We start from the raw sequence: 13,721 nt of genomic DNA on the forward strand, positions 1-13,721 counted from the left end.
CGGTCTGCAGGTCCGTCCCGCGCCGGCGTCCGCAAGGCCGCCGGCGTGTTTCCGGCAAGGCTCCAACGGGCCGCCAGCCGGTAGGGTGCGTGGAAAACGGCCGCGCGGGGCGTCTGTCTCGTCGAAACGGTAACACAACCCCTCACCGGGCGAGGCCCGGCGACCCCGCGCCCTCCCCACCTTTCGCGGCTGACGCCCCGGAAGACGAAGACGCGTGCCCGGACCTTGGGCGGCTGCCTGCTGCCTGCTGTCTGCTGCCTGCCGCCTGATCCCTGCCTTCCCCCCCACTCCCGGACCGCATACAACCGCCGCCATGACTTCCGCCCCCCTGCCCGACGCCGGATCGAACTGGGTGGACCGCCGCGCGCCGGAGAGCCTCAAGCCGTGGCTCAAGCTCGGCCGCTTCGACCGGCCGATCGGCATCTGGCTGCTGCTCCTGCCCGGCTGGCAGGGCATCGCCCTGGCGCTCAGCCAGTATCGTGAGACGCCCGACCTCTACCACGCCTGGCTGTTCCTCGGCTTCGCCCTCGGCGCCGGCCTGATGCGCGCCGCCGGCTGCGCCTTCAACGACATCGTCGATCGCGACATCGACGCGAAGGTCGCCCGCACGGCCCTGCGTCCCCTCCCCTCCGGCCGCATCTCGGTGAAACAGGCGTGGGCCTTCATCGTCGGCTGCAGCCTCGTCAGCCTGCTGATCCTGCTGACGCTGAACCTGACCGCGGTCCTGCTCGGCGTCGCCTCCCTCGCCCTCGTCGCCGCCTACCCCTTCATGAAGCGGATCACCTGGTGGCCCCAGGCCTGGCTCGGCCTGACCTTCAACTGGGGCGCGCTGATGGGTTTCGCGGCGGCATCGGCGGGCATGATGGGGATCGTCGTTGTTCACACAATCCAGTCCGCCGCGCCTCCGGGCGCTCCCTATGGCGATCTGGTGCGCCATTCTTTGACTTGGACCGCTGCCCTCCCCGCCCTCCTCCTCTACCTCGGCGGCGTGTTCTGGACCCTCGGCTACGACACCATCTACGCCCTTCAGGACATCGAGGACGACGCCATGGTCGGGGTCAAATCCTCCGCCCGCCGCCTCGGCGCCAAGGTCCAGCGCGGCGTCGGCGTCTTCTACGGGCTCACCGCCCTCCTGACCGTCCTCGCCGGCCTGAGCGCTGGCCTCGGCCCCCTCTTCTACGTCGCCCTGCTGCCGTGGGCCGCCCACCTGTTCCGCCAGGCCCGAGACGTCCGTCCCGACGACCCCGCCCTCGCCCTGCGCCTGTTCAAGTCCAACCGCGACGCCGGCCTCATCCTGTTTCTGGCCATCATTCTCGGTTCGGTTCAGTTTCCGCTGTGAAGGAGTCCCGCATGACCCGCCCCCTGAGCCTGCTGCTCCTGACCGCCGTCGCCGTCACGGCCCTGTCGGCCTGCAATCGCGACCGCAACGAGGCCGCGGCCCCCGGCGGCGCGGCCGGCCGCGACGCCGCCGTCACCCCCGCCGACGCCGCCGCGCCCATGACCTTCGAGGACAAGACCCCCTACGCCGACGTCCGCCTGGTCCTGCCCGAGGCGATCAAGGCCCAGACCGACCTGCACGCCCGCCTCTACGCCGAGGAGGTCCGCAAGCTGCGCCAGTTCGTCGACGGCGCGCAGAGCGATCTGGTCGAGGCCGGCGCCGATCCGGGCCAGCCGAAATACACCAACACCGTGACCTTCGTGGCCGCCGCCGAGACCGGCAAGCTGTTCAGTCTCAAGCGCGTCTCGTTCGAGACCGGCGGGGCGCACCCCAACACCCTGACCAGCGGCGTGCTCTGGGACAAGGCGCTGAAGCGCCAGATCGGCCTGGCCGACCTGTTCCGCAAGGGCGCGGACCTGAGCGTGCTCGACGAGGCCCTGTGCTCGGCCCTCAACACGGCCAAGCGCGCCCGCGTGCCCGACGGCGCCTCGATCACCTTCGACAGCAAGCCCTTCGCCTGCCCGCACATCGCCTCGACCGCCTTCGTGCTGGCCCCCGGCACGGTCCAGGGCAAGGCGGCCGGCCTGACCTTCCTGATCGGCCCCTATCAGGCCGGGCCCTATGCCGAGGGCGCGTACGAGCTCGCCATCCCGGCCACCGTGTTCCGCTCGCTTCTGGCCACCGCCTACGCCGGCGAGTTCGGCGGCGATCTGGTCAAGGCGGGGGACGTCACCCCCGCCCCGGCCCCCGTCACCATCTAGTCGGCGAGGAACTGGTCGACGAGTTCCGCGAACCGGACCGGCTGGTCGGCCATGATGAAGTGCCGCGCGCCATCGATGCGGGTCAGCCTGACCCCCGGCAGGGCCGCATACTCGCGGCTCCACAGGGCGTCGGCTCCCGCCGCCGGCGCTCCGCCATCGGCGTCGGAGGCGTAGATGGCCCACGCCGGCGTCGTCATCGCCGCCAGTCCCGGCCGGGCGTCGGTGGTCATCACGTCCCGGATCGCCGCCGCCATGGCGCGCCGGTCCGTGGCCATCGACCACTCGACCATCGCCTCCCGCGTGGCCGGGTCGCGGGCCATGGCGACCGCCGTCTGCGCCTGCTGGGCGCGGAAACCGGCCTCGTCGGCGGCGAGGATGGCGGCCGCGGCCTGGTCCGCGAACGGCCGGGCGGCCTCGGCCGTGACCTGCGGCCCGAACATGGCGCTGAAGAACGGCAGGCTGTCGACGCTCATGACCCGGCCCACCAGGTCCGGATGGGCCTGGGCCAGCAGCACGCCGGTCAGCCCGCCCATCGAATGGCCGATCACCGCCGGCCGCTCCAACCCCGCCTCCCGCACATACCGCGCCAGCTCCTCGACCACAGGCGCGACGAAGGGTCCGTCGCCATGCGTCCACGGCTCGCCCGCGAAACCGGCCAGCTGGACCAGATGCACCCGGTGCGTCGCCGCCAGCCGCCTCGCCTCGCTCCGCCACACCTCCCGCGACGAGGCGAGGCCGGGGATCAGGATCACGTCGGGCCCGCTGCCGACCACCTCGACCGACAGCCGGTCGGAGGCGAAGGCGGTCTGCGCGGCGGGGATCGGGGCCGCTTCGGCGCGGACGGCCAGGGCCGCCCCTCCGGCGATGACGGCGAGGGCGGAGGCGATGGCGAAGACACGCAGCACCCGGCCGCCGCCGTGACGGGACATGAACATCATGGTCGTGATCCTTGTGAGCCTGGCCCGACGGGGCTCAGGCGTGGGGGTTGTCGAAAATCTCTTCCACCGGCCGCGCGAACAGCACGGCGATGCGAAAGGCGAGGTCCAGCGACGGGTCGTGCTTCTCGGTCTCCAGCGCGTTCACGGCCTGCCGTGACACGCCCAGCGCCTCGCCCAGCTGTCCCTGCGTCCAGCCGCGTTCGACGCGGAGCAGCTTCAGCCTGTTCTTCACCGGCTGTTCCTCACGAACGGCGCCACCAGCCCGAAACAGGCCCAGAACAGCGGATAGATCAGCCAAGCCGGAATATGGGGCGCGTCGGCGTAGCTCTCGCCGAAGCCCCACAGGGTGGCCAGGGCCATGGCCAGGCCCGCGGCGAGGATGAACATCTTGGCGGTGACCGCCCGGACGAACTCGTCGGAGTCGCGCATCAGGCTCAGCGTGGCCCACAGCTGGCCGACCACCGGGGCCGACACCGCCGCAGCCAGGCCCCAGGCCGCGACGGGCGAGGCGATGTCGTCGAAGGCGCCCAGAATGGCCGCGACGTTGATCGCCACATAGCCGCTCATGAAGGCCATGGTGCGGGTCACGTAACGTCGCCCCGCCGCTGTGGTGTCCGATTTCCCGAGGAAGAGCATGACATGTGTTCCTGACTTGATGTCAGGCTTACCTGACACGGACGAAATGTCATGTCAACCTGACTTTTGGTCAGCCGTGCCTGACACGGCGGCCGCTGCGCCCTTCCGCTTCCGGTGTGGCGGCGCCGGGCGTAGTCTCCGGCTCATGCCCGCCGCTCCCCGCGCCCGCCCGGCCGATCTGTTCACCCCCGACGAGTGGGCGCCGTTCCAGACGCGCGCCGCCTGGGTCGGGCCGCTGCTGGTCCTGCACTGCTGGGGGGTGATCCTGCTGGCGGCGATCGTCGGCGTGCTCTGGCCGATCCTGATCCCGCTGTGCGTCGCCATCATCGGCACGCGTCAGCTCGGCCTCGCCATCCTGATGCACGAGGCGGCCCACGGCGGCCTGTCGCCGAACGCCCGGCTGAACGAGGTCCTCGGCCACTGGCTGTGCGCCGTCCCGATCGGCGCGTCGCTGGCCCTCTACCGGCCCTATCACCTCAGCCACCACAAATACGCCCAGCAGGCCGAGGACCCGGACCTGGTCCTGTCCGCACCCTTCCCGGTCAGCCGCGCCTCGCTGCGCCGCAAGATCATCCGCGACCTGACCGGCCAGACCTTCTTCAAGCAGCGCGTTCTCTTCGCCTTCAAGGCCTTCGCCAGTCAGCGGGACGAGGACCTGGCCGAGGGCGCCGTCGTCACCGGCCGCAGCGTCGCCCCCTTCCTGCTCGTCAACGCCGCCCTGCTGGCGGCGGCGAGTCTCGCCGGGGTCTGGTGGGCCTATTTCGCCCTCTGGCTGCTGCCGCTGGCCACCTGGTTCCCGATGGTCACCCGGTTACGCAACATCGCCGAGCACGCCTGCGTCGAAGGCTCGGCCGACGACGCCTTCCGCGCCGCCCGCACCACCCGCGCCGCGTGGTGGGAGCGCGCCTTCATCGCGCCCTACTGGGTCAATTTCCACGCCGAGCATCACCTGTTCATGCACGTCCCCTGCTGGAAGCTGCCGGCCCTGCACCGGGCCGTGCACGCCAGGCCGCAGGGCGAGCGGATGGAGGTGGCGACCGGCTATCTCGAGGTTCTGAAGACCGCCAGCGGAGGGGCCGGGGCATGAGCTGGAAAACGGGACGGGGTCTGCTCGGCCCCCTCAAGCCGCTGCTCGGCGCCTGGGCGACGGAGGCGGAGATGAACGGCGTGACCTTCACCTGCACCCGGACATTCGAGCCGCACGGCAAAGGCTGGGTCCGCCTGGACGCCGTCTGGAACCTGCCGAACGGCGCCTACCGCGAAACCGCGATGTTCGGCCCCGGGGACGACGGAGATCTCGCCTTCTTCTCCTTCACCAGCGACGGCAAACGTTCGGTCGGCCGCCTTGCCGACGGCTCCGACGTCCACCCGCAGGCGGTGGCGTTCGAGGCCCGGATGCCCGCCGGCCTGGCCCGCATGATCTACTGGCCGCCCGAGGACGGGGGCCCCGGTTTCAACTTCGCCGTCGAGAGCCGCACGAAGAAGGGCTGGAACCGCTTCCTCGTCCACCGCTGCAGGCCGGTGGACGCCGGGGGAACTCCGGCCGCGCCGTCCGGTTGACCGGGGACGGGGGCAGATGGAGCATCCGATGGGCAATTCCGAATCCAGACCCTCGCCCGGCGAGGACCGCCACCGCGGCTCCCACGGCGGCGACCGCCACGCCGACCAGGTCCGCGAACCGCGGCGCAGCAGTCAGGCCGCGGGCAAGGACCCCGGACGACCCTCGCCGGATGCGGACGCCGTCGCGCCGGAGGAACACGTCATCCGCGGCCCGAGACGCAACCCGGTCAGCGACAGCGGTCTGGAACGCCTCCCGCCCAACTGGGAATCGCACGAACGCGGCTGGCGCGCCGGCGACCCTGCCGCCGACTCCGTCATGCCCGGCCGAGAGTTCGGCGCCGGCGGCGGCGTCGACGATGGGCCGAACGAAGCCGGGGGCGACGCGTCGAAGCCGCACCCCCGCTGATCGGCATGCCGCGCCAGCCCCGGCCGCAGCCGCGCATCTACCTGGACTGCGACGGCGTGCTCGCCGACTTCGACAGGGGCGCGACGGCGGTGCTCGGCATGCCGCCGCGCCGGTTCGAGCAGCGCCACGGCCTGCCGGCCTTCTGGGCCCGCCTCGCCTCCACGCCCGACTTCTTCGAGACCCTTGAGCTGATGCCCGACGCCATGGACCTGTACCAGGCCGTCCGCCATCGCGACCCGATCATCCTCACCGGCCTTCCCCGCGGGGCCTGGGCCGAACCGCAGAAGCGCCGCTGGGCGGCCTGCCATTTCCCCGGCCTCGAGGTCATCACCACCTCTGCGGCCCTGAAGCGCGAGCACTGCCACCCAGGCGACGTGCTCGTCGACGACACCGTCAAATTCCGCCACCTGTGGGAAAAGGAGGGCGGGGTCTTCATTCCCCACACCTCCGCCGCCGCCTCGATCGCAGAACTGCGCCGCCTTGGCTTTCTGGAGCCGGAACGGACCGCCGCCCGCTGAACCGCTGGCCCCAAGGGCGTCAGCGGGGGTAAGGCGCGGAGATGCCCATCGCCGACCCCGCCGCCTTCATCCTCGCCAACACCCGTCTCCAGCACGTGCCTCACGCGGCGGAAATTTCGCTGTGGCTGGCCGACGAGGTCACCCCCATCTGGCGCCTCACCGAGGAGGAGCTCGGCGAGATGGGCCTGCCGCCGCCGTTCTGGGCCTTCGCCTGGGCCGGCGGACAGGGCCTCGCCCGCTGGCTGCTCGACAACCCGCGCGAGGTCGCCGGCAAGCGCGTGCTCGACTTCGCCGCAGGCTCCGGCCTCGTCGGCATCGCCGCGATGAAGGCCGGCGCCGCCTCCGCCCTCTGCGCCGACATCGACCCCTTCTGCGAAGCCGCCGTCGCGCTCAATGCGAAGGCCAACGACGTGACCCTCGCCTTTACGGCGGACGACCTGCTCGACGCCCCGCCGCCGGACGTGGACGTCCTCTGCGCCGGCGACGTCTTCTACGAAAAGGCCATGGCCGAGCGGGTGCTGGCATGGCTGACCACCGCCGCGCAGCGCGGAACGCGCGTCCTCGTCGGCGACCCGCTGCGCACCTATTTCCCGAAGTCCGGACTCACCCTGCTGGCCGAATACGAGGTGCCGACCACCCGCGAACTGGAGGACTCCGCCGTGAAGCGCACCCGCGTCTGGACCCTGCCCGCGAACCTCTGAAGGTTCGGCCACGCTTGGCGATCGGCGGCCTTGGACCCATCTTGTCGGCATGACCGTCGCTCGCCTCCTGCTCGCCGCCGCCGCCCTGTCCACCGCCTTGGCCGTCGCCACGTCGGCTCAGGCGCAGATCGCGCCGCCGTACCTCTCGCCGGGCGTCGACCCTCATCGCTACCAGGCCGACCAGCACCGCTACGAGATCGACCGTCTGCGCGCCCAGGCCGACCAGCGCGAGACGTTCGCGCGCCAGCTCCAGATCGAGACCCGCTTGAGCCGTCAGGAGATCGAGGCGGCCCGCCGCACCGACATTACCGAACAGCCGGGAACCCGCGTCCTGCGCTCGCCGGAAGAGGCGCGGGCGCTGCGGGAGTCCGCCACCCGCCGCCGCCAGACGACCGCGTCCCGCGCCGGCGAGATCGACGACTGGCTGGACCGTCCCACGCGCTGAGCGCACGGGCGCCTGCATCCCTTCGCCGACGCTCGCGTTCCAGCTTGGCTTGAATCAGGACAAGGGAGCGGATCATGCGCTGGCAGGGCGGACGACGCGGCGGCAATATCGATGATCGCCGGGGCATGGGCGGCGCCGGGATCGCCGGCGGCGGCATCGGGGCGATCGTCCTGGCGGCGATCGGTTATTTCGTCTTCGGCATCGATCCGCAGACCACCCAGCAGATCACCAGCCAGCTCGGCGGGGTCGGCAGCGCGGAACAGGGCGCCCGCGGCAGCCCCGCAGACCAGGCCGGCGCCTTCGTCGATGTGATCGGGACCAATGTCGACGACGTCTGGCGCCAGAAGCTGCAGGGCTACCAGCCCCCCACCGTCACCCTGTACGAACGGGGCACGCCGACCGGCTGCGGCTTCGGTCAGGCCGCCATGGGTCCGTTCTACTGCCCCACCGACCGGCACGTGTATCTCGACCTGTCGTTCTGGCAGCAGATGGAAAGCCAGCTCGGCGCCTCGGCCGCCGACTTCGCCCGCGCCTATGTCATCGCCCACGAATACGGCCACCACGTCCAGACCCTGACGGGCGCCTCGCAACAGGTCCAGCGGGCCCAGCAGCGCGCCTCGGGCCAGGCCGAGGCCAACCGCTACTCCGTCGCCCTGGAGCTTCAGGCCGACTGCTACGCCGGCGTCTGGGCCCGCAACGCCTCGGCCGTGTCCAACGGCCAGGTGGCGCTCGAGGCCGGCGATCTGGAAGAAGGCCTGCGCACCGCCTCGGCCATCGGCGACGACACCCTGCAGCGCCGCCAGGGCGGGCGGGTGGTGCCGGAGGGCTTCACCCACGGCTCCTCGGCCCAGCGAGCCGAGTGGCTGCGGCGCGGCTACGACTCCGGCGACCCCGCCGCCTGCGACACCTTCTCGGCGACCTGAGCTCAGCCTACGGTCAGATCCAGCGGCTGCGACACGTGCAGCGTGCCCGAGCCCAGGTCGAGCGCGGCCCGGCGGGCGGCGAACGCCTCCATGCCGACCAGGGCGCCGGGAAAGTTCGGCAAGGGCGGCTGCTCGAAGACGCCGACCTTCACCCGCCGGTACAGGTGATCGGCAAAGGTCACCGTGCGCGCTTCCAGCACGGCGGCCTGCATCGCGCCGCCCAGGACCAGGCTCGTGCCCGTCTGCTGCGTCCGCCCGTCCAGCAGGCCCGCCGACTGGGCCGTGGCCTTGTCCAGGGCCAGCAGCGAGGAGGCGCCGGTGTCGACCACCGCCTCCACCATTACGCCCTCGACCGTGACCGGGGCGACCAATCCGCCGCCCGTCCTCCGCACTTCCGTCGCGGTCAGGTCCGCGGGCCGTACGAAGGCCTCGCGCGCGATCAGCCGCACATGCCGCCGGGCGGGATCGAGCGCCAGCACCAGATGCTCCAGCACGTCGCGCCCGAGGATCAGCGGCGTGTTCAATCCGCCATCCGACGCCAGGGGCCCCAGATCGAGGATCGCGGCCCGCAGCTTGCCGATGGTCAGCCCCGGCAAGAGCACCTCCACCGTCGTGCCCCGCCCCATCTGCGTGCCGCCGCCGACGCCGTAGGCGACCAGCGGCATGTCGAACAGCGACCGCTCACGCTCCGGCAGGGCTTCGATCAGCCGCTTGTCGATCACGGAATACTGGGCCCCGGTGTCGATCAGGGCGATCACCTCCCGCCCTGCGACACGGACACGAACGGTCGGCACATTGGCCCGCCGCGCATAGGGCAGCCACGGCGTGGCGCCGCTCTCGTCGAAAGTCAGGTCCGGAGCGGGCCAGAACAGGGTCTCGCGGGCCCACCAGGCGCCGCCGACGACGGCGGCCAGTCCTGCGGCGCGGATCAGAAGATTGCGTCGGTTCATGCCCTTCGAACATGGCGCGGCGCAGGGCCCGGCGCCAGCGTCCCCGCGGTCGCGCCTACCGCGCCCCGAACGGCACGACCTTGTTCTCGCGGTCGTGGCCGATGTCCGCCGCCCCCAGATACGGAATGCCCGACCGCTGGCACCAGTAGCGGACGATCTCCTCCGGGGTCAGGCCGAAGTCCGGATCGTTCTCGACGATGTCCGACACCCGCCCCAGCCGAATGCCCGCCACCTTGCGGATCGAGGCCTGTCCGGTCAGGTGGAACATCATCCGGTCGACCCGATAGAGCGGCTCCGACACATCCTCCAGCATCAGCACATGGCCGGACAGGTCGGGCTCCAGCGCCGTACCGACGAGGGCGTCGAGGATGCTCAGGTTGAAGGCGACGGCCGGACGCGGGTCCTCATGCAGCGTCGGCTCCCACGACGCCGGATCGCCTCGCTTCAGCCAGTTCAGCGCCCGCCACGCCGTCGCGTCTTGACGCACCGCGTCCGAGGCCATCGGCCCGTGCGCCACATGCGGAAAGCCCGCCTTGTACAGCCCCGCGAGCAGCGTCCCCGCGTCCGAATAGCCGAGATACCGCTTCTGCCGCGCCACATCGGTCAGACGCGGCAGCACCGCCTCGGCGATCCGGCACGAGCCGTAGCCGCCCCGGGCGAACCACACCGCGTCCAGCCGCGGATCGTTGGCGTATTCCACGAAGGCCGCCGCCCGGCTGGCGTCGTCTCCCCCGAAATGCCCGTGCTTGCCGAAGCTGGACGGGTGGAACACCACCTTGATCGACCCGTCCGGCACATTGGCGGCGAACCACGCCTGCACGGCGTCGGCCCGCTCCCGGCTGAAGCGCGAACTGGCGTTGACGATGCCGATCTTCAAGGCGGGCCCCCGGACTGTGCGTCCCCTTCATAGTCCGCGCCGGGCCGTCGAACCAATCCCTTCCCCTCGCCGCCTCCTGCCTCTACTCAGCCGTTATGGCGAACGACTATTTCTTCTGCGGCATCGGCGGTTCGGGCATGCTGCCCCTGGCCATGATCGTCCAGGCGCAGGGGAACCGCATCGAGGGCTCCGACCGCTCCCGCGACCAGGGCCGCACGCCCGAGAAATTCGCCTGGCTCGAAGCGCACGGCGTCACCCTGCATCCGCAGGACGGTTCCGGCGTCACCCGCCCCACCCAGACGGTCGTCGCCACCGGCGCCATCGAGGAGACGGTCCCCGACATCGGCGCCGCGCGCCGCGCCGGCGCCCGCATCGTCACCCGCCCGGAACTGCTCTCCCAGCTGTTCAACGCCGCCCCGGCCTCGATCGGCGTCGCCGGCACCAGCGGCAAGTCGACCATCACCGGCATGATCGCCTGGATCCTGCACCAGGCGGGCCGCGCGCCCACCGTCATGAACGGCGCGGTGATGAAGAATTTCGCCGACGCCGACCACCCCTTCGCCAGCGCCCTGATCGGCGGCCGCGATAGCGCGAACGGGCTGTTCGTCTCCGAGGTCGACGAGTCCGACGGCTCCATCGCCCGCTACGACCCGACCGTCGCCGTGGTCTCCAACATCTCTCTGGACCACAAGTCGATGGAGGAGCTGCGCGACCTGTTCGGCGGCTTCACCGCCCGCGCCGCCACGGCCGTGCTCAATCTCGACAACCCCGAGACCGCCGCTCTCGCCCAGTCCATGGTCGAGGGCGGACGCGGCGGCGCCGTCGTCACCTTCGCACTCGGCAATGACGCCGCCGACCTCTCGGCCCACGATCTCGAGCCGCTGCCCGCCGGCATGCGGTTCCGGCTGACCGACCGCGCCGCCGGGGTGGACCGCGCCATGATCCTGCCGGTCCCCGGGGCCCACAATGTCGCCAACGCCCTGGCCGCGCTCGGCGCCGTGCGCGCCGTCGGCGTTCCGCTCGATCAGGCCGTCATGGCGCTGGAGACCTTCGCCGGCATCCGCCGCCGCATGGAGGTGGTCGGGACCGCCGCCGGCGTCACTGTCATCGACGACTTCGCCCATAACCCGGACAAGATCGCCGCCACCCTCAAGACCCTGCACGCCTTCGACGGTCGCCTGCTGATCCTGTTCCAGCCGCACGGCTTCGGCCCGCTGAAGCTGATGCGCGACGAGTTCATCGACGGCTTCACCGGCCTGCTGCGCGAGGACGACGTCCTGCTGATGCCCGAGCCCGTCTACTACGGCGGCACGACGGACCGCAGCGTCGGCTCAGAGGACATCGCCTCAGGCATCCGCGCCGCCGGTCGCACCGCGGAGGCCCTGCCCAGCCGCGAGGCCTGCGGCGACCGCCTGATCGGCCTCGCCCGCCCCGGCGACCGCATCGTCGTCATGGGGGCCCGCGACGACACCCTGTCGGTCTTCGCGGCGGAGCTTCTCGACCGCCTGTGCGCTTCGGCCGGATGATCCAGGACGCGCCGCCCCAGCTTCCCGAAGTCGTCGTCACCGGCGCCCGCCTGCCGCCCGCCGCCGGCGAGGCCGCCTTCGCCGTGATCCGCCTCGACGACGAGGACCTGCGCGACCAGCAGCGGCTGGACGAGGCCCTCGCGTCCGTCCCCGCCGTCTCCCTGTTCCGCCGCACCTCCAGCCAGTCGGCCAATCCGACCACCCAGGGCATCAGCCTGCGCGCCATCGCCCCGTCCGGCGCCGGCCGCACCCTCGTCACCCTCGACGGCGTGCCGCTGAACGATCCGTTCGGCGGCTGGGTGATCTGGTCGCAGGTCCCGACCGAAAGCCTGTCCGGCCTCGACATCGTGCGCGGCTCCGGGGCGGGTCCCTACGGCGCGGGCGCCCTGACCGGCGTGATCCAGCTGCGCGAGCGCGACGACGGCGCCCTGCTCGACGCCTCAATGGCGGAGCGCGGCGGCCTCCGCCTCGGCGGCTCCGGCGCCACGGCTTTCGGCTCCGTCCGCCTCGTCGCCTCCGGCCTCTATGAGACCAGCGACGGCTACGTCCCCGTGCGCGGGGCCGACGCCGGCGCCGCCGACACCCCGCTGGATCTCGAGGTCCGCGCCGCCGCCCTGCGCGCCGACCTCCCCCTCGGCGAGGCCGCCCTGTCCCTGCGCGGCGCCGCCTTCGAGGAGGACCGCGGCTCCGGCCTCGCCGGGGCCCGCGCCAACGCCAGCGGTCACGCCCTGTCCGCCACCGCCGCCCTCCAGCCCCGCGCCGACCGCCCCGGCTGGAGGCTGCAGGCGTGGCGGCGCGAGAGCGACCTGGCCAACAGCTCCGCCGCCGTCGCCGCCGACCGCGCCTCCACCACCCCCGCCAACGACCAGTACGAGACCCCGGCGACGGGCTGGGGCCTCAACGCCGCCCTGCGCCGGATCGTCGTCAGCGGCGTCGCCCGCGTCGAGTGGGAACTGGGCGCCGACGCCCGCTTCAACGAGGGCGAGACGCACGAACGCTTCCGCAATCTCGGCGCCGGCTTCACCCGCGGCCGCGTCGCCGGCGGCGAAGCCTCCGTGGCCGGCCTCTATGGCGAGGGCTCGTGGACGTCCGGACCATGGCTCGTCGCCGGCGGCGTCCGCTACGACGCCTGGCGCAACAAGAACGGCCGTCGGCTCGAGACCGACCTCGCCACCGGCCTGCCGACCCTCGACGAGACAGACCCGGACCGTTCGGGCGAGGTCGCCAGCGCGCGTCTCGCCGTCCGGCGCCAGATTGGCGAAGGACAGGCCCTGCGCCTCGCCGCCTACTCCGGCTTTCGCCCCGCCACCCTCAACGAACTGCACCGCCCGTTCCGGGTCGGCAACGACCTGACCGAGGCCAACGCCGCCCTCGAGCCCGAGCGCCTCGTCGCCGTCGAGGCCGGCTGGGCCTGGACGGGCGAGCGCGCCGCCCTGACCGCCACCGCCTTCTGGACCTCCATCGACGACGCCATCGTCAACGTCACCCTCGGTCAGGGTCCCGCCACCTTTCCCCGCGCCGGCTTCGTCCCCGCCGGCGGCGTCCTGCGCCAGCGGATGAACGCTGGAACCATCGAGGCGACGGGGCTGGAGCTCGACGGCCGCCTCGACGCGTCGGACACGCTCATCGTTCGAGCCGCCCTGTCCGCCACCGACGCCCGCGTCGACGGCGGCGCCCTGGCGCCGCAGCTGACTGGCCTGCGCCCGGCCCAGGCCCCGATCTGGAGCGCCGTCGCCGGACTGGAGTGGCGTCCCGTCGATCGCCTCGCCCTCGCCGCCGACCTGCGCTGGGAAAGCCGCCGCTTCGACGATGATCTCAACAGCCGCGTGCTCGGGCCCGCCGCCACCCTCGACCTGCGCGCCCACTGGGCGCTGACGCCCACGACCACCCTCTGGATCGCCGCCGCCAACGTCCTCGACGCGCAGGTCGAGGTCTCCGAAACCGCCACGGGCGTCGCCGGCTTCGGCCCGCCCCGCACCCTCGGCCTTGGCGTCCGCCTTTCGCATTGAGCGACGTTGCGCCCACGGCTCGGCTTCGGCACA

At 72.1% G+C, this 13,721-nt stretch carries 16 protein-coding genes; 11 read left to right on the forward strand and 5 right to left on the reverse strand.

Annotated elements, in window-relative coordinates; genetic code table 11:
- Window positions 1–313 precede the first annotated feature (313 nt).
- Complete coding sequence (locus VEA98_RS03195; RefSeq protein WP_324811032.1) at window positions 314–1,339, forward strand: UbiA family prenyltransferase; 1,026 nt, start codon at window positions 314–316, stop codon at window positions 1,337–1,339.
- Window positions 1,340–1,350: 11 nt separating this feature from the next.
- Window positions 1,351–2,199 (forward strand): RsiV family protein, encoded by an 849-nt coding sequence (locus tag VEA98_RS03200; RefSeq protein ID WP_324811033.1) that lies wholly within the window; start codon window positions 1,351–1,353, stop codon window positions 2,197–2,199.
- On the opposite strand, the gene VEA98_RS03205 is transcribed toward VEA98_RS03200, so the two are convergent.
- The 3 genes from VEA98_RS03205 to VEA98_RS03215 are packed head-to-tail and all read right to left on the reverse strand — an operon-like array spanning window position 2,196 to window position 3,725.
- The gene (locus VEA98_RS03205) at window positions 2,196–3,137 is read right to left on the reverse strand and encodes an alpha/beta hydrolase (protein WP_324811034.1); all 942 of its coding nucleotides are present in this window, start codon (window positions 3,135–3,137) and stop codon (window positions 2,196–2,198) included. The genes VEA98_RS03200 and VEA98_RS03205 overlap by 4 nt on opposite strands.
- A 34-nt stretch (window positions 3,138–3,171) precedes the next feature.
- Window positions 3,172–3,369, reverse strand: a complete 198-nt coding sequence (locus VEA98_RS03210) for a helix-turn-helix transcriptional regulator (protein WP_324811035.1) — start codon at window positions 3,367–3,369, stop codon at window positions 3,172–3,174.
- Entirely contained in the window at window positions 3,366–3,725 is a 360-nt protein-coding gene (locus VEA98_RS03215; protein ID WP_324811036.1) for a hypothetical protein, read from the reverse strand. The genes VEA98_RS03210 and VEA98_RS03215 overlap by 4 nt, the downstream gene beginning before the upstream one ends.
- A 193-nt stretch (window positions 3,726–3,918) precedes the next feature.
- On the opposite strand from VEA98_RS03215, the gene VEA98_RS03220 reads away from it, so the two are divergent.
- The 7 genes from VEA98_RS03220 (at window position 3,919) to ypfJ (ending at window position 8,326) form a co-directional block, all read left to right on the forward strand.
- On the forward strand, window positions 3,919–4,860 hold the full coding sequence (locus VEA98_RS03220) for a fatty acid desaturase family protein (protein ID WP_324811037.1): 942 nt from the start codon (window positions 3,919–3,921) through the stop codon (window positions 4,858–4,860).
- On the forward strand, window positions 4,857–5,333 hold the full coding sequence (locus VEA98_RS03225) for a hypothetical protein (RefSeq protein ID WP_324811038.1): 477 nt from the start codon (window positions 4,857–4,859) through the stop codon (window positions 5,331–5,333). The genes VEA98_RS03220 and VEA98_RS03225 overlap by 4 nt, the downstream gene beginning before the upstream one ends.
- A gap of 28 nt (window positions 5,334–5,361) precedes the next feature.
- The gene (locus VEA98_RS03230) at window positions 5,362–5,739 is read left to right on the forward strand and encodes a hypothetical protein (RefSeq protein ID WP_324811039.1); all 378 of its coding nucleotides are present in this window, start codon (window positions 5,362–5,364) and stop codon (window positions 5,737–5,739) included.
- Window positions 5,740–5,744: 5 nt separating this feature from the next.
- A complete protein-coding gene (locus tag VEA98_RS03235; protein ID WP_324811040.1) occupies window positions 5,745–6,257 on the forward strand; it encodes a hypothetical protein in 513 nt (170 codons plus the stop codon).
- 41 nt (window positions 6,258–6,298) lie between these two features.
- The gene (locus VEA98_RS03240; RefSeq protein WP_324811041.1) at window positions 6,299–6,958 is read left to right on the forward strand and encodes a methyltransferase; all 660 of its coding nucleotides are present in this window, start codon (window positions 6,299–6,301) and stop codon (window positions 6,956–6,958) included.
- A 49-nt stretch (window positions 6,959–7,007) separates the two neighbouring features.
- The gene (locus tag VEA98_RS03245; protein ID WP_324811042.1) at window positions 7,008–7,403 is read left to right on the forward strand and encodes a hypothetical protein; all 396 of its coding nucleotides are present in this window, start codon (window positions 7,008–7,010) and stop codon (window positions 7,401–7,403) included.
- 74 nt (window positions 7,404–7,477) lie between these two features.
- Entirely contained in the window at window positions 7,478–8,326 is an 849-nt protein-coding gene (gene ypfJ, locus VEA98_RS03250) for a KPN_02809 family neutral zinc metallopeptidase (RefSeq protein ID WP_324811043.1), read from the forward strand.
- A gap of 2 nt (window positions 8,327–8,328) precedes the next feature.
- Here ypfJ and VEA98_RS03255 read toward each other — a convergent pair whose 3' ends face one another.
- Complete coding sequence (locus VEA98_RS03255; RefSeq protein WP_324811044.1) at window positions 8,329–9,276, reverse strand: retropepsin-like aspartic protease; 948 nt, start codon at window positions 9,274–9,276, stop codon at window positions 8,329–8,331.
- 55 nt (window positions 9,277–9,331) lie between these two features.
- Complete coding sequence (locus tag VEA98_RS03260) at window positions 9,332–10,153, reverse strand: LD-carboxypeptidase (RefSeq protein ID WP_324811045.1); 822 nt, start codon at window positions 10,151–10,153, stop codon at window positions 9,332–9,334.
- Window positions 10,154–10,248: 95 nt separating this feature from the next.
- Between VEA98_RS03260 and VEA98_RS03265 the strand changes: the two genes are divergently transcribed.
- Both VEA98_RS03265 and VEA98_RS03270 read left to right on the forward strand, forming a co-directional pair.
- On the forward strand, window positions 10,249–11,679 hold the full coding sequence (locus tag VEA98_RS03265; RefSeq protein ID WP_324811046.1) for a UDP-N-acetylmuramate--L-alanine ligase: 1,431 nt from the start codon (window positions 10,249–10,251) through the stop codon (window positions 11,677–11,679).
- A complete protein-coding gene (locus VEA98_RS03270; RefSeq protein WP_324811047.1) occupies window positions 11,676–13,688 on the forward strand; it encodes a TonB-dependent receptor in 2,013 nt (670 codons plus the stop codon). Before VEA98_RS03265 ends, VEA98_RS03270 begins: the two co-directional genes overlap by 4 nt.
- The last annotated feature ends 33 nt before the right edge of the window (window positions 13,689–13,721 follow it).

Origin of the sequence: Brevundimonas sp. (genome assembly GCF_035627055.1) — a bacterium.
Lineage (GTDB): Bacteria > Pseudomonadota > Alphaproteobacteria > Caulobacterales > Caulobacteraceae > Brevundimonas.